General features: G+C 39.8%; 17 protein-coding genes. 16 read left to right on the forward strand and 1 reads right to left on the reverse strand.

Going from position 1 to position 14,591, the window contains the following annotated elements:
- The first annotated feature begins 2 nt into the window (after window positions 1-2).
- From ACIQ38_RS01690 to ACIQ38_RS01745, 12 genes are read left to right on the forward strand one after another with little or no spacing between them, the layout of a single operon-like run.
- Window positions 3-986 (forward strand): FecCD family ABC transporter permease, encoded by a 984-nt coding sequence (locus tag ACIQ38_RS01690; protein ID WP_402819540.1) that lies wholly within the window; start codon window positions 3-5, stop codon window positions 984-986.
- A gap of 1 nt (window position 987) precedes the next feature.
- Window positions 988-2,457, forward strand: a complete 1,470-nt coding sequence (locus ACIQ38_RS01695) for an adenosylcobinamide amidohydrolase (RefSeq protein ID WP_402817196.1) — start codon at window positions 988-990, stop codon at window positions 2,455-2,457.
- Between the two features lie 2 nt (window positions 2,458-2,459).
- The gene (gene cbiB / locus ACIQ38_RS01700; RefSeq protein WP_402817198.1) at window positions 2,460-3,419 is read left to right on the forward strand and encodes an adenosylcobinamide-phosphate synthase CbiB; all 960 of its coding nucleotides are present in this window, start codon (window positions 2,460-2,462) and stop codon (window positions 3,417-3,419) included.
- Window positions 3,406-4,482, forward strand: a complete 1,077-nt coding sequence (locus tag ACIQ38_RS01705; protein WP_402817200.1) for a pyridoxal phosphate-dependent aminotransferase — start codon at window positions 3,406-3,408, stop codon at window positions 4,480-4,482. Before cbiB ends, ACIQ38_RS01705 begins: the two co-directional genes overlap by 14 nt.
- Window positions 4,455-4,985, forward strand: a complete 531-nt coding sequence (locus ACIQ38_RS01710) for a bifunctional adenosylcobinamide kinase/adenosylcobinamide-phosphate guanylyltransferase (protein ID WP_402817201.1) — start codon at window positions 4,455-4,457, stop codon at window positions 4,983-4,985. Before ACIQ38_RS01705 ends, ACIQ38_RS01710 begins: the two co-directional genes overlap by 28 nt.
- Before the next feature lie 9 nt (window positions 4,986-4,994).
- Window positions 4,995-5,819 carry a cobyric acid synthase gene (locus tag ACIQ38_RS01715; protein WP_402817203.1) on the forward strand — a complete coding sequence of 275 codons (825 nt, stop codon included), beginning with the start codon at window positions 4,995-4,997 and terminating at the stop codon, window positions 5,817-5,819.
- Entirely contained in the window at window positions 5,816-6,565 is a 750-nt protein-coding gene (cobS, locus tag ACIQ38_RS01720) for an adenosylcobinamide-GDP ribazoletransferase (protein WP_402817205.1), read from the forward strand. The genes ACIQ38_RS01715 and cobS overlap by 4 nt, the downstream gene beginning before the upstream one ends.
- A gap of 38 nt (window positions 6,566-6,603) precedes the next feature.
- Window positions 6,604-7,134 carry a histidine phosphatase family protein gene (locus ACIQ38_RS01725; protein WP_402819543.1) on the forward strand — a complete coding sequence of 177 codons (531 nt, stop codon included), beginning with the start codon at window positions 6,604-6,606 and terminating at the stop codon, window positions 7,132-7,134.
- The gene (locus tag ACIQ38_RS01730) at window positions 7,086-7,475 is read left to right on the forward strand and encodes a bifunctional adenosylcobinamide kinase/adenosylcobinamide-phosphate guanylyltransferase (protein ID WP_402817207.1); all 390 of its coding nucleotides are present in this window, start codon (window positions 7,086-7,088) and stop codon (window positions 7,473-7,475) included. Before ACIQ38_RS01725 ends, ACIQ38_RS01730 begins: the two co-directional genes overlap by 49 nt.
- Window positions 7,472-8,062 carry a cob(I)yrinic acid a,c-diamide adenosyltransferase gene (locus tag ACIQ38_RS01735; protein ID WP_402817209.1) on the forward strand — a complete coding sequence of 197 codons (591 nt, stop codon included), beginning with the start codon at window positions 7,472-7,474 and terminating at the stop codon, window positions 8,060-8,062. Before ACIQ38_RS01730 ends, ACIQ38_RS01735 begins: the two co-directional genes overlap by 4 nt.
- A gap of 5 nt (window positions 8,063-8,067) precedes the next feature.
- Window positions 8,068-8,550 (forward strand): ECF transporter S component, encoded by a 483-nt coding sequence (locus ACIQ38_RS01740; RefSeq protein ID WP_402817211.1) that lies wholly within the window; start codon window positions 8,068-8,070, stop codon window positions 8,548-8,550.
- Window positions 8,543-9,205, forward strand: coding sequence for a hypothetical protein (locus ACIQ38_RS01745; RefSeq protein WP_402817213.1), 663 nt, complete (start codon window positions 8,543-8,545; stop codon window positions 9,203-9,205). Before ACIQ38_RS01740 ends, ACIQ38_RS01745 begins: the two co-directional genes overlap by 8 nt.
- Before the next feature lie 308 nt (window positions 9,206-9,513).
- Here ACIQ38_RS01745 and ACIQ38_RS01750 read toward each other — a convergent pair whose 3' ends face one another.
- Complete coding sequence (locus ACIQ38_RS01750) at window positions 9,514-9,747, reverse strand: hypothetical protein (protein WP_402817215.1); 234 nt, start codon at window positions 9,745-9,747, stop codon at window positions 9,514-9,516.
- Here ACIQ38_RS01750 and ACIQ38_RS01755 point away from each other — a divergent pair.
- From ACIQ38_RS01755 to ACIQ38_RS01770, 4 genes are read left to right on the forward strand one after another with little or no spacing between them, the layout of a single operon-like run.
- Entirely contained in the window at window positions 9,738-11,759 is a 2,022-nt protein-coding gene (locus ACIQ38_RS01755; protein ID WP_402817217.1) for a sigma 54-interacting transcriptional regulator, read from the forward strand. The genes ACIQ38_RS01750 and ACIQ38_RS01755 overlap by 10 nt on opposite strands.
- A gap of 16 nt (window positions 11,760-11,775) precedes the next feature.
- The gene (locus tag ACIQ38_RS01760) at window positions 11,776-12,630 is read left to right on the forward strand and encodes a 3-hydroxyacyl-CoA dehydrogenase (protein ID WP_402817219.1); all 855 of its coding nucleotides are present in this window, start codon (window positions 11,776-11,778) and stop codon (window positions 12,628-12,630) included.
- 6 nt (window positions 12,631-12,636) lie between these two features.
- Entirely contained in the window at window positions 12,637-13,416 is a 780-nt protein-coding gene (locus ACIQ38_RS01765; protein ID WP_402817221.1) for an enoyl-CoA hydratase/isomerase family protein, read from the forward strand.
- A 15-nt stretch (window positions 13,417-13,431) separates the two neighbouring features.
- A complete protein-coding gene (locus tag ACIQ38_RS01770; RefSeq protein ID WP_402817223.1) occupies window positions 13,432-14,589 on the forward strand; it encodes an acyl-CoA dehydrogenase family protein in 1,158 nt (385 codons plus the stop codon).
- Window positions 14,590-14,591 lie beyond the last annotated feature (2 nt).

Genomic DNA, 14,591 nt, shown 5'->3' on the forward strand with positions numbered 1-14,591 from the left:
CCTTGATCGGCTACATCTTGTCGATTGCGGCGCTACTTGTTGCAATTTGGCTTGGTGTATCGGTCGGATCCGTTAAGGTACCGATCAGCACTTTATGGGATACGGGAGCAGATGCAATCGCGTCGAATATCGTTTGGAAAATTCGCATGCCGCGTGTTGTACTTGCGGGGTTAGTTGGTGCATCGCTAGCCATCGCAGGTGCTGCGTTTCAAGGGTTGTTAAAAAATCCGCTTGCCGATCCTTATACGTTAGGAGTGTCGTCCGGTGCCTCGGTAGGCGCCGTGACTACGCTCTTTTTCGGTATTTCGGTACCATTTTTAGGAATATTCACCTTGCCAGTTTTCAGTATGATTGGCGCATTGGTGACGATGCTTCTAGTCATTACTTTTGCAAAACTAGTGGATCGTGCGATGAAGATGGAAACAATCATATTAACTGGTATTATATTTAGTTCCTTTTTAGGCTCCGTGATTTCACTAATGATTGCACTCACTGGGGAAGAGCTACGCCAAATTATTAGCTGGCTTCTCGGTAGTGTATCGATGCGCGGGTGGAGTTTTGTCCAAATGGCTATCCCTTTTATACTTATTGGTACACTGTTATTGTGGTTAAATAGAAGAGAGTTAAATGCGATGCTGTTTGGAGAAGAACGAGCTCAGCATTTAGGAGTCAATGTAAAGAAACGTAAGATGATGATTTTAATTGGTGGCTCTATGCTTACCGGCACAGCCGTTGCAGTATCTGGGACAATTGGATTTGTAGGACTTGTCGTTCCCCATATGACGAGACTTTTATTTGGATCGGACAATCGCCATGTGTTGCCACTTAGCTTTATAAACGGAGCGGCCTTATTAATCATCTGTGATTTAGTATCTCGTACGATTATTGCACCAACGGAATTGCCAATCGGTGTCATTACGGCATTTATCGGGGCTCCTGTTTTTGCATTTATTTTCTTTAGACAACGAAAAAAAGGAGGCATTTAATATGTTAAAAGTGGAAAACGTTTCGGGTGGATATGATCGCCAATTGATCGTCAAAAATGTCTCCTTTCAAGTTGAAAAAGGTCAAATGCTAGGAATTTTAGGACCAAACGGGAGTGGCAAATCCACCTTGTTAAAAGTGATTAGTGGCATCCTACATAAGGAGTCCGGAGATGTGCTTATTGATGGGAAATCGTTAGCAGCGTACTCATCGAAAGAGTTGGCAAAAAAAATGGCAGTTCTCCCACAATTACATAGTCATGCCTTTTCTCATACCGTAAGAGATACAGTTGCACTCGGGCGTTATCCTCACCAAAGTGGCTTGTTTTCCTCGTGGTCGGATGAAGATGAAGCGGCTGTTGTAGAGGCGATGAAACAAATGGGCATAGAAAGATACGAGCATCAAGTGCTAGACCTATTGTCTGGAGGGGAGCAGCAGCGTGTGTTTGTAGCGCAAGCACTCGCACAGGCTGCACCAATACTACTACTTGATGAACCAACCAACCATTTAGATATTGCCCATCAAAAACAATTACTTGATACGATTAAAACGCAAGCAAATGAAAACGGCATAACAATAGTAAGTATATTTCACGATATAAATCTCGCATCGCTTTACTGTGACCGACTTCTATTAATGGATCAAGGCGAAGTGAAAATAATCGGAGAACCGCATGAAGTCGTAATGAAAGAACAAATCGAAACGGTTTATAAAGCGCGGATAAGTACAAATCCGCATCCAGAGCGTCCAAAACCGCAAATTACCATACTTCCAGATGTAAAAGAGAAGCTTGATGAGCAGCTTATCACAATAGAAAACTTCCAAGTAACAGACGAATTAGTTGTTTTCCAAGCAGAAAATCAATTAAAAACATGGTCCTCTGCAGTTATAAATGCTGGGAGTGGCTGGTATCGAACGTTCGTGAATCGAAGAGTAGATGCCCATTATAATATCGACAATGCGCAAATAGAAATGCAACAATATCTTGCAAACCGTGGATATTCTGAAACGGAAACAGTAGGAATGATGACAGCTGTTTATACGAAAGACGCAATCATTAAAGAATATGAAGCTGATTTTGGTTCAGTCGTCATTATGGTGACAGCCGGAGTTGGAAATGCCGTAGATGTGTCCAAAGCGCATGAAGTAGAGGCATTCCCGGCAATCGGCACGATTAATACTTGGATTATTGTAAATGGGGAACTAGCGGAAGAAGCCTTTATTCAAGCAGTCATTACTGCAACGGAAGCGAAAACAAAAGCTCTTGCATTTGAACAAGTGAAAGACCCACGCACCGGCACAATCGCTACAGGCACATCAACAGATAGTGTATTAATTGCAGCAACACAACAAGGGAAGTATATTCCATATGCAGGTCCAATCACAGAAATCGGGAAAAAAATCGGTCTTGGTGTTTACGAATGTACAGTCGAAGCGATTCAAATTTATAAAAAAGCAAAGGGCTGGGAATAACAATGGGTCCACATATAATTGCAATAGCGATAGGGCTTATCTTGGACCGTATTATCGGTGACCCGCCAAATTGGCCGCATCCCGTTCGATTTATTGGAACGCTTATTTCTAAGCTATCTAATTGGTTGAATAAAGGAAGAGCTCGCAAAGCGAAAGGATTTCTACTTGTTATAATAGTTGTAGGGATAACTTTCTCCGTCACAATTGCGCTTTTAGTAAGTGCGTATTCTATCCATATGTGGGTTGGGATTATAGTGGAAAGTCTTTTAATTGCCTCTGGGCTTGCACAAAAAAGTTTAAAAGAAGCAGCAATGGATGTGTATAAACCGTTAGTGGCAAATGATTTACCTGCTGCTAGACAGAAATTATCTTGGATCGTTGGTCGTGATACAGAAAACTTAAACGAGCAAGAGATCACAAGAGGTGTCGTCGAAACCGTATCGGAAAATATTAGTGATGGCATTACTGCACCGCTTTTTTATGCATTTGTTTTTGCCGGTGCGCCTGGTCTTTGGGTATATAAAGCCATTAATACGCTGGATTCGATGGTTGGTTATAAAAACGAGCAATACGAAGATTTTGGTTATGCCTCTGCCAAGCTGGACGATATTGCAAACTATATACCAAGCCGATTGACGGGCTACCTCATTATGCTATGGGGGAAAAAAGAAAGTGCCTTACCATTTAACAAACGTCTGAAGGGCTGGTGGCAGGATGCGAAGAAACATCCAAGCCCAAACAGCGGCTATTTAGAAGCGGCGACGGCTTATCAACTTGGTATTCAACTTGGAGGCATTAATACATATAAAGGAATTGTTTCGGACCGAGCACGTATGGGAATCGGAGAGGTTCCATTAGCAGCAAAGCATATTTTAAGTACCATCTCGCATTTGCATACAGCTGTCTTTCTATTTTGGCTTTGGATGATGGTTATTGGAGGGATTCTATATGGCATTACCTAATCATGGGGCGAATGCCCATCACGTATATGAGCGACTAGGGATAAACATGCCGGAAACGGTAATTGATTTTAGTGAAAATGTAAACCCGCTAGGTCCACCAGCATTTGTAAATGAAAGATGGTCGACCTATGCCGAGTTAATCACCAAATACCCAGATCCTAATGGTGAACCTTTTCGATCAGCAGCTGCAAATTATCATCATGTATCAGTAAATAACATCATTGTTGGAAACGGAGCGGCAGAACTCTTTGCTGTCCTTGCCAAACGATACGAGAACAAACGCGCAGTACTCATTCATCCTACTTTTTCTGAATACGAAGCGACATTAGCTCCTTACAATGTAAGAATAAGTGAGATTACTGCTGTCCAAGCAGTGCCTTTAGACGAAATATTCGATGCCGTAGAGTTTGCAGAAGTAATTTATATTTGTAGACCAAATAATCCGACTGGCTATTTAATTCCTTTAGAAACAATTAAGCAAATAGCGGAATATGCGAAAAGATATAAATGTGAAGTGATTTTAGACGAAGCATTTCTAGATTTTATCGATGAAAAAGAATCTTTTATCCCATATTTAGAAGATTTTCCAAACGTAATCGTCGTACGCTCGATGACGAAAATGTATGCGATTCCAGGTTTGCGACTTGGCTATGCAGTTGGAAGCAAAGTCTTCATAAAGGATATTCGTTCCCGAATGCCTCACTGGAATAGCAATGCACTTGCTGTGACGATTGGTGCTGATTGTTTGAAGGAAGAATCTTACCGTATGCAAGCAATTGCTTATGCAAGGGAAATACGTGAGGGATTTACCGATTTCCTAGAAAAGTGGAACTGTGTCGTACTACCATCTTCCACGAACTTTATTTGTTTCCAACTGTCAGATGCCAAACAATCAAAAGCATTCTTCGAGCATTTATTAGCAAAAGGATGCGTCCTTCGTCATACAGAAAACTTTAAAGGTTTGGACGGAAAATGGTTTCGTGTTGGCATGAAAGAAAAGGCTCAAATGGAGTATTTGCAAAAGGAGATGACCGGATGGTTCGAGGCAAACTTGTCTTTATAACAGGTGGTGTGCGAAGTGGGAAAAGTAGCTTTGCAGAAACATATGTTATGAATGAGCAAGCAAAACGAAATGTGTATGTCGCTTCCGGCATTGCAGTGGACGATGAAATGAGGGAGCGTATTAACAGGCATCAGATCGACCGTGAAAATTATACCGTCGATTGGGTGACGATCGAGCAGCCACGTCACTTTGAACAGGTTGTCCCGCAAATAAATGCAGGGGACGCCATCCTTTGGGATTGTGTCACGACTTGGCTTGCAAATGAGCTGTACGAAGGTCAAATGGAAGAAGTTGAAAAGCAATTATTTATGGCAATCGATCAGTTGTTAGAAAAAGCAAAAGTGCTCGTTATTGTTTCAAATGAAGTACTGGATGAAGCCTTATCCAAATATGAATATACCAGTCTATATCAACAGTGGATTGGGCGGCTCCACCAAAAGCTTGTAGCAAAAGCAGATCATGCCTTCGAAATGGAATACGGTGTGAGCCATCAGTGGAAATGAGGGATATAGATGAAAGGCTTAATGGTGCAAGGTACTGCTTCTAGCGTAGGGAAAAGTTTAGTTTGTACAGCGATTTGTCGACTTCTTGCAAATGAAGGGAAGCAAGTGGCGCCATTCAAATCCCAAAATATGTCGTCTTTAAGCTTACATACAGAAGATGGTTTAGAAATAAGTGTCTCCCAATCTTTGCAAGCAAGAGCAGCTAAAACCCCTTACAAAGCAGAAATGAACCCCATATTATTAAAACCGGTCGGAAATATGGAATCAGACATTATTATCCTTGGAAAAAAGCTAAGCAAAATGAATGGAATGCATTACCGAGAACAGTTTTTTGAGGAAGGTCAAAAGCTTATCGGTAACAGCTTAAGGCAACTTGCTTCATCGTTCGATTATTTAATATTAGAAGGTGCCGGTAGTCCTGTAGAAGTAAATTTACGAGACAGAGAATTAGTAAATATGCGCGTTGCAGACCTAGCGGATGTTCCGGTTATTTTGGTCGCAAATATCGAATATGGCGGAGTGTTTGCATCTATTGTTGGCACGCTTGCATTATTACCAGAGGCGCAAAGAGCTCGAGTCCAAGGAATTATTATTAATAAGTTTCGGGGAGACATCTCTTTATTTCAAGAGGGAATCGATTTTATCGAATCATACACTGGAATAGATGTAATAGGAGTTGTTCCTTATTTTGCGAACGAATTAGAGGAAGAAGACGGCGAAGCGAAAAATGAGCAAAACGCGTCGGATGAAGAGATAGAAGATTGGGCGAACCATTTTAAAAAGCATGTCAAATGGGGTAAAATCATCTCTATTTTAAACGGGGTGAAGCAGTGAAAAGCTTATTATTAGCGCTTCAATTTTTCACGATTATTCCTGTACATAAAAATTTACCGATGGAAAGACGTTCAATTACTGGAATGTATAGTATTTTTCCTTTTGTTGGTGTTGTTATTGGAGCAATCGCTTGTCTAATACTTTACTTTGAATGGAGTCCACTCATGTCTGGGTTTAGCATTGTATTACTTGGCATTTTACTCTCTGGTGGGCTACATATGGACGGGTTTATCGATACGTCGGATGCTTTTTTTTCGTATAAGGATCAATCAAAGCGATTCGAAATATTAGATGATCCTCGAGTTGGAGCATTTGGCGTAATGGCTGTTGTTTTATTAGTCATTGGGAAAATAATTATTGTATCAGAAGTGCTTGCTGCGTCGTCGTTTCATTGGATTTTTATTTTGCTTATTCCTTATTTTTCAAGAGTAATACTCATAACCTTATTTTCTTTGACAAGCAGTGCAAAAACGAGTGGGCTTGCTTATTTTTTCAAGCAAAAAATGAATGGGAATGTTGTCCTGATTGTGGCTGCCTGTCACTTTTTTATTGGTGTGGCTGCAGTAGGGTGGCTGACGGATTGGTTCATTGCTGTTACATTTGCGGTCGTGTTAGTTGTGTTTCTTTGTTTATTCCGAAGTTGGATTTTAAGGAATTTTGGCGGGGTTACTGGTGATTTACTTGGAGCGAGTGTGGAAGTTTCGGAGGTGGTATTCTGGCTAACCCTTTTACTATTACTCTCGTAAGGCATTTACCAACACAAGGCAATCTAGACAAAAAGTATATCGGCTGGACAGATGAACCGATCATCGGTGGGGTGCAAATAAAACAACAATCCTTACCTGTCAAGCAAGTAATCGGCAGCGATTTAATGCGTTGCAAACAAACAGCAGAGAAGATTTATAGTGGAGTTCCTTATACGGCAATTGCGAATTTTAGGGAATGCTCCTTTGGTGATTGGGAACAAAAAACATATAATGAATTAAAAGAAGATGCCTTCTATAGAAAATGGCTCGACAAACCGAGGGAAGTTACACCTCCAAACGGAGAATCACTGGAACAAATGGAAGCGCGAGTGCTGCAAGCATTTTATGAGACCGTGGACACAGTAGAGCAGCCAGTAATTATTACGCATGGAGGTCCTATTCGCGTTTTATTGACAAAGTTTGCGAATGCCGAAAAAGGTTTTTGGGATTGGCAAGTGCCACATGGTTGTCGTTACGAGTTACAATGGATGGAGAAAAAAGACGTACTGGAGGGAAAGCGATGCACGTCATTTTCGGTGGAGCATTTAATGGAAAACGAGCGTATGTAGAAGAAAGGGTTCAGGGACAAAACGTGCAATGGTTAAATGCCCAGGAGGATATTCCAGTACGATTGTCAAATACAGAAGTAGTCGTTGTTTTTGGGGTAGAGCATTTGCTAGAAAAAAAGCTGGAAGAATGGCTCGAACATTTGGAGCGATGGAACGAAGAAGTTGAAGTTGTTATCATCGCAACAGAAATTGGTCGCGGCATTGTACCGATGGAAGCAAGCATGCGCAAACTAAGAGATGACGTCGGACGATTTTATCAACGACTGTTTACAAAGGCGGAAAGTGTGACACGAATTTGGTATGGGATTGCACAAACAATAAAGGGAGATGTGTGGAGATGAAAATTTATACAAAAACAGGCGATAAAGGGAAAACTGGATTAATTGGAGGAAGAACAGACAAAGATAACGTACGTGTGGAGGCATACGGTACAATTGATGAGTTAAATTCATTTATTGGAAAAGCTGTAACAGAACTAGACCCAGCTATTTTTGCAGATATATTAGAGGACTTAGAAACGATTCAACATGAACTATTCGATTGTGGGGGAGATTTAGCAAATGTATCCAATCGCCGCGTCTACAAAATGACAGATGAACCGATCGAAGCAATGGAAAAACGAATTGATGTGCTAGTGGAAGAAGGGCCAGTGTTAGAACGATTCATCCTACCAGGTGGGACACCAGCTGCTGCAACACTTCATATCGCACGAACTATTACAAGACGTGCGGAGCGCCAAGTGGTTACATTAATAAAAACAGAAGAGGATGTTCCAGCGGTAGTGCAACGCTATTTGAACCGTTTATCTGATTATTTATTTGCAGCGGCAAGAGCAGTTAATGCACGTATGAAAGTGTCGGATGTAGAATACGTACGTAGTGCAAAAGTATTCAAGAATGTAGGAAGTGAGAAAAAAGAGGGGGAGTAAGGAAATTGAAGCTACGTTTACTTACACTTGCAGCAATGTTCGCGGCTCTTTCTGCAATAGGGGCATTCGTTAAAATTCCAGTTGGGATAGGGAGTGCGGCACTTGATACAGTGCCGGCACTTATATCTGCTGCATTTTTGCCACCAGTTTACGCGGGTGCCGCATCTTTAATCGGTCACTTATCTTCCTCTTTATATGCGGGGTTTCCTTTTGGACCACTGCATATAATTATCGCTGTTGAAATGTTTTTGATTTTATTTGTGTTCACGAAGTTACATCAAGCGGGACGAAATGTGTTGAAATGGGTGTTTTTCATCTTTGCGAATAGCATACTTGCAACACTACCTTTTTATTGGATCATATCGCCCGCATTTTTTGCAACTGCATTACCAGGAATTACAATTGCGACCGTTTTGAACGCTGGTATCGCGATGGTGGTTGGGCCAGTCATGGAGCGGATAATGGAAAGAGTGAAAACGCATGCGTAATGCGGTTTTATTGCCAAATGGTCTTGTATTAACAACCGATAACTCAGCTGCAATCGGTGAGAAAGAGGCAGATATTGTCCAAGTTCCAGATGAAGTCGTTGCTTATTTTGCAGGTAGAGTTGCACTCATGGAGCAGTGGGCGGCTGGTGCATATCCAGTTTCAATCGTACTACATAATTTTTCTGGCAATAAAAGCTGGGATAAGTATATAGAGGGTATGGAGAAATTATTTAGAGAAATTGATCAGCCCTGTCCAGAGCTTACTGGCAGCACAGAATCCAACATGGAAACGTTGCAATCGGCAATGGCTGTAACAATGATCGGCACTAAACAAATCACGAACGCCGAAAATTATAGGTGGTATGTGTACGGGAAGCCATGCGTTGGCAAAGAAGTAATGACAGTGTCTGAGAAAATCGCAAATATGAAAAAGATTTGGGACGGTCTAAACAATGGGATCGTTAAGCGCGTTTGGCCAGTTGGTTCGTCTGGTATTACAGGGGAATGCAAACGACTTGGTTTGTCTTGCCAATTGAAAGAATGGGACACAGAGAAATCGGCTGGTCCAGCAACTTCTGTGCTACTTGGAATAGCAAATGATCGAGTAGAGGAAGCAAAACTGCATTTTGGACAGTATTTGGAAGAAATAAGTTGATTGAAGAGGGCGATCTCACTTAGAGGTGGTCCTCTTTTTGGGCTTTAGTTGCTTTTGTTGTTAAATTGGTTGCTTTCACACAAATCTGCTTGCTTATCAAGAGAAAACGGTTGCTTTCGTGGCTAGGTTGGTTTCCCTTAGCCGTATTACAACAAATTATAGAAAATAATTCCAAATTAAAGGCCTAACAAATCTCCATACTTTTGAATAAAAAGAAAATTCAAAAATATTTTAATATATTACAATATAATTTTTCGGATAATACACATCCTTCATTTTTTAGAAAAGCCGATAAAATAACACCTTTCCTAATTTCGTTGCATTAATGCAACAAATAAAACTTTCCTAATATCATATACATAAACTTTTGCCGCAAACAAAGCGTAGATGATGCCCCAAGTGAAATTGATACCTAAAATTCTTTGTGCTACTGTTGTTGTAACACGACAATTGACATAATAATAAAAATATTTAATATACATATAACTAAAAATATGTTGCAAAACTGCAACAGTTGAAAGTAGGTGTAAAAATGGAAACATCCATTTCAATCCAAACAGTTGGTGTATACAAAACTACACTGCATTCACTCCATATGGTTGTGAAAGATTTTATGGAACAACAATATCAATACGGAATTGTTTTGAATCGACTAGGGAAAATAGAAGGTTTTTTCACGAGCACCGAGTTACTTAAACATTGCTATGAAATAGGATTTGACTATGTAGAAGATATGGAATCATTGATGACTTTGGCAAAAGTGCTCAATAAAAAATTCGACATCGTTGACGGCGAACCAAATACTATCATGGACATGCCGAACGAAATAGAGTTGTATATTTTACAAAAAGACAAAGAAATTGTTGGTGCTATAGACAGACAAGGCTATCTTTCATTCGTTGTGAAAAAGCAACAGTTTGAACTATACCACTTTAATACAATATTTAATGCGGTTCCTAGTGGTATTATGGCAGTCAATATTGAAGGCAATGTGACTATGATAAATCCAGCCGGAGAAAAAATTTCAGGTGTACCGAAGGAAAAAGCGATTGGTCAATTTATTACAGATATTGTGCCTCCTGAAGGTCTGTTGCAAGTATTGCAAGACGGGCAAGGACATGTGGAGAAATATAAAGTACGAAAAAGATGGTATATCTCGTACCGGGAACCTATTTTTGATGGAAAGCAACTAGTTGGTGCAGTAGGTGTTTTTGATGATATTTCAAAAATTGAGAAGTTATCATCGGAACTAGATACCGTGCGAGAACTTGTAAAGGAAAATGAGGCTTTGATGGGGAACAGCGAAAATGGTATCGCCATTGTAGATGTATCGGGTAATATTTTGAGGAAAAATAATCAATTCCAACAGCTATATTTGTCCATAATAAATGATAAAAACCAATTGGAAATCTTTTTTAGGACGATAAACGATGTAGTTCGGTTGAAGAAAATAAGGCACTACGAAGGAACGATAGGGCAAGGAGTAATATGTCACTTTCAATTTGAGCCTGTAGTAGAAGACGAAACTACTCAAAAAATCATTGTACGAGTAAGGAATATTACGGCTAAAAGAGTAGCTGAACAACAAATGATTCAGATGAAAAAAACGTTAAAGCATTTGCTATACATGGAGCAATCTATGGCCTATATACACCAAAGTAAAGAAATGAACGAAATAGCAAACGAAATTCAAAAAATAGCTAAAGTGAGTGCGCCAGTCCTTATTAAAGGAGATATTGGGTCAGGTCGTTCCAAGTTAGCAAAAGAAATTATGCGAAACAGCGATCGAAAAGAAGCTCTTTTTATAGAAATAGATTGCCGAGGAAAAAGCTATGCTGAATTGAAAAAGGTATTAGTAGGAGAACCACACCAGTTTTTGCGTTTATTACAAACAGTAGAAGGTGGCATTTTGTATATAAAAAATATGGATTATCTGCCTGTTACATTGCAAGATCAATTAGCAAATCTAATTATGCACCAATCAAAGGAACAGTCTGAATCAAAAGTAGATGTTAGGTTTATAGCTTCTGTAAGTAAAGAAATAACATTTGAAGGTCCGCATGCTTTTAGTGAACGATTGTATTATTTAGTAAATGCGATGACAGTTACCATTCCAACTTTAGAAACGAGAACAGATGATGTTAAGTTGATTGTGCACCAGTTTATAAGTCAATTACGAGAGAAATATAATCGGGAAATCATATTGACTGAAGATGCACTAGATTATATCGTTTCTACTAAATGGGAGCGTAATTTATTAGGTATTCAAGAATGTTTAGAGCAAGTTGTTGTCACTTGGCCAGAAGTAGTCCTTAATAAGGAACAATTAATGTATTACTTAAAGGATAAAGAGCAGGAATTACAAAAGGCGGTTGTGGTCAATAAAATCATTCCATTAAAACAAGCAGTGATGGAAGTGGAAAGAGAATTAATTCAACTGCTGAGTACACAACAGATTTCCTATAGAAAAATGGCGAAAATCTTAGAAGTCAATGCCTCCACTATTATCAGAAAAGTGAAAAATATAGAAAGTGATAACAAAGTTCATCAGTAAGAATAGGAGAGATTAGATGGTACAAAAAATTACAGTTGTAGGAGCGGGCATTATGGGTAGTGGTATTGCCTATACATGTGCATTAAATGGATTTTCAATCGTACTGCAAGATATTGCGGAAGCAAGTCTTCTGAAAGCAAAAAATGAAATTGAAAAGATAGCTTCGCATAGCGAAGAAAAAGGATTCATCACAACCCAGCAAAAAGAAAGCGCTTTAAAAAGGATATATTATGAATCGGATTTAGAAATCGCTGTGCAGGAATCGAACTTAGTCATTGAAGCAATTATAGAAAACATGGACATCAAAATAGAGCTCTTCCAGAAGCTAGATCGTCACTGTCACCCGGATACTATTTTAGCGACCAATACATCTTCCCTTAGTCCAACGGAAATCGGTGCACAAACGTCACGTCCGGATAAAGTAGTTGCGATGCATTTCTTCAATCCTGTACACAAAATGAAGTTGGTAGAGATCATTCGAGGGCTTGATACATCTGACGATACGGTGGCAGTGATTAAAGCGGTAACGGAACGATTGCAAAAAGAATCGGTTGAAGTAAATGAATTTCCTGGATTTGTCACATCACGAATGAATGTACTTATTGGCAATGAAGCAATGAATATGTTAATGGAAGGTGTTGCATCAGCGGAAGATATCGATAAAGCGATCAAGCTTGGTTTAAATCATCCGATGGGACCTTTTGAAATGGGTGATCTTGTAGGATTGGATACACGTTTGCGGACATTGGAATATTTATATAAAACATTGGGTGAAAAATATAGACCAAGTCCTCTTCTAGTGAAATATGTGAAGGCAGGTCGACTCGGTAAAAAAACTGGCAAAGGTGTTTACGATTACAGAGAGGAGTGATGGATATTGACCGCATTTGAAAATATTCAACTAGAAATTGAGCAACAGATTGCCTATATTACGCTCAATCGTCCGGAAGTTCGAAATGCATTAGATACCAAAATGCAACAAGAGTTAGAGAAAGCATTTAATTATGTAGAAAATCAGCAAGAAGTTCGTATTGTAGTCGTGCAAGGTGCAGGTGGAAAAGCATTTGCAGCGGGTGCGGATATTAAAGCTTTACATGAACGACTAACACTTGATGCACTTGTCCCAGGTATGCAAGGATTATATTCAAAAATCGAACAGTGTACGAAAGTGACAATCGCAGTTATTAACGGATATGCGCTTGGTGGTGGTTGTGAATTAGCGATGGCATGTGATTTAAGAATTGCTACAGAAAAGGCGAAATTTGGATTGCCAGAGTTAAATCTTGGCATTATCCCAGGTGCTGGCGGCACGCAGCGCTTACCAAGATTAATCGGAAAAGGACGTGCACTCGATTTAATCTTAACCGGTCGGATGATTGATGGCGAGGAAGCAGAGCGTATTGGGTTAGTGAACTATTATACGACAGAAGAAGAGTTAGATAAGACACTTGCTTCTGTTACAAACGCTATTTTGAAAAAAGGACCAGTTGCTTTGCAATTAGCAAAGGTTGCAGTTAATCGTGGAGCTGATGTAGATATGCAGACTGCGCAATGGATGGAGAAATTATCGACGGCGGTTTTATTTGGAACAGAAGATAAAGAAGAAGGTACTAGGGCTTTCATAGAAAAAAGGGATGCGGTATTTATAAACAAATAATAGGGGGGAAGCATGATGAATTTCCAATTTTCCGAGGAGATTGAGTCATTAAAAGAGATAGTAAGAAAGTTTGTAAAAGAAGAAGTAGAACCAGTTGCCAACCAAATTGAAGAGGAAAATGCGATTCCTCCTTATCTTGTATCGATGTCAAAGGAAATAGGGTTATTTGGTCTTAGCGTCCCAGAAGAATATGGCGGATTAGGTTTAAGTATGGTAGACAAATGCGCCATTCTGGAAGAACTTGCAAAAACACATAATGGCTACACAACATTAATATCTTGTCATATTGGCATTGGTTCTGTAGGACTTGTGGAATTCGGAAATGAAGCACAAAAAAAGAAATACTTGCCGAAAATGGCGACAGGAGAATGGATCGGTGCTTTTGCATTAACGGAGCCAGATGCAGGTTCCAATGCGGCTAATCTAAAAACAACTGCTGTAAGGCGTGGGGATAAATATATTTTAAATGGTTCTAAGCACTATATTACAAATGCACATGATGCGCATGTATTTACTGTAATGGCGGTGACGGACCCGACAAAAGGCGCGCGTGGAATTACTTCTTTTATCTTAGAAAAAGGAACACCTGGGTTTGCGATTGGTGCCCCAGAAAAAAAATTAGGTTTACGTGGATCCAATTCAGCGGAACTTTACTTTGAAAATGTAGAAATTCCAGCTGAAAATGTCCTTGGTACAGAAGGAGAAGGGTATATCAATGCACTAAAAATTTTAGCAAATGGACGTGCAGGTATGGCGGCGAGATGTTTGGGTTCATCTGTACGTTTGTTAGAGCATTCTATGGAACACGCTCTAGAACGTAAACAGTTTGACCAACCAATTTTTAACTTTCAAGCAGTTCAACATATGATTGCCGATATGGCATTGCAAATTGAATCATTGCGCTCGTTTACATATCGGGTTGCATGGATGGTGGATCAAGGGGAGCGAGTTGTGAAGGAAGCGGCTATGGTAAAACTTTACGGTTCAGAAGTATATAACAAAGTAGCTGACAGTGCGCTTCAAGTGCACGGTGGATTAGGTTATATGAAAGACTATCCAATTGAACGTTTTTTCCGGGACGCACGCATTACAAGAATTTATGAAGGAACATCTGAAATACAACGGAATATTATTGCATCTGAGCTAAATAGAGAATATGCGCCTAGGGGGTAAGT

It is taken from the genome of Psychrobacillus sp. NPDC096389, assembly GCF_044762855.1.
GTDB lineage: Bacteria > Bacillota > Bacilli > Bacillales_A > Planococcaceae > Psychrobacillus.

Bases quoted from the DNA above. Each gene is read 5' to 3' on its own strand.
- ACIQ38_RS01755 (WP_402817217.1), top strand. From the start codon at position 9,738: ATGGAAACATCCATTTCAATCCAAACAGTTGGTGTATACAAAACTACA.
- ACIQ38_RS01760 (WP_402817219.1), top strand. From the start codon at position 11,776: ATGGTACAAAAAATTACAGTTGTAGGAGCGGGCATTATGGGTAGTGGT.
- ACIQ38_RS01730 (WP_402817207.1), top strand. From the start codon at position 7,086: ATGCACGTCATTTTCGGTGGAGCATTTAATGGAAAACGAGCGTATGTA.
- ACIQ38_RS01705 (WP_402817200.1), top strand. From the start codon at position 3,406: ATGGCATTACCTAATCATGGGGCGAATGCCCATCACGTATATGAGCGA.
- cbiB (WP_402817198.1), top strand. From the start codon at position 2,460: ATGGGTCCACATATAATTGCAATAGCGATAGGGCTTATCTTGGACCGT.
- ACIQ38_RS01735 (WP_402817209.1), top strand. From the start codon at position 7,472: ATGAAAATTTATACAAAAACAGGCGATAAAGGGAAAACTGGATTAATT.
- ACIQ38_RS01715 (WP_402817203.1), top strand. From the start codon at position 4,995: ATGAAAGGCTTAATGGTGCAAGGTACTGCTTCTAGCGTAGGGAAAAGT.
- ACIQ38_RS01710 (WP_402817201.1), top strand. From the start codon at position 4,455: ATGGTTCGAGGCAAACTTGTCTTTATAACAGGTGGTGTGCGAAGTGGG.
- ACIQ38_RS01695 (WP_402817196.1), top strand. From the start codon at position 988: ATGTTAAAAGTGGAAAACGTTTCGGGTGGATATGATCGCCAATTGATC.
- ACIQ38_RS01745 (WP_402817213.1), top strand. From the start codon at position 8,543: ATGCGTAATGCGGTTTTATTGCCAAATGGTCTTGTATTAACAACCGAT.
- ACIQ38_RS01750 (WP_402817215.1), bottom strand. From the start codon at position 9,747: ATGTTTCCATTTTTACACCTACTTTCAACTGTTGCAGTTTTGCAACAT.
- ACIQ38_RS01770 (WP_402817223.1), top strand. From the start codon at position 13,432: ATGAATTTCCAATTTTCCGAGGAGATTGAGTCATTAAAAGAGATAGTA.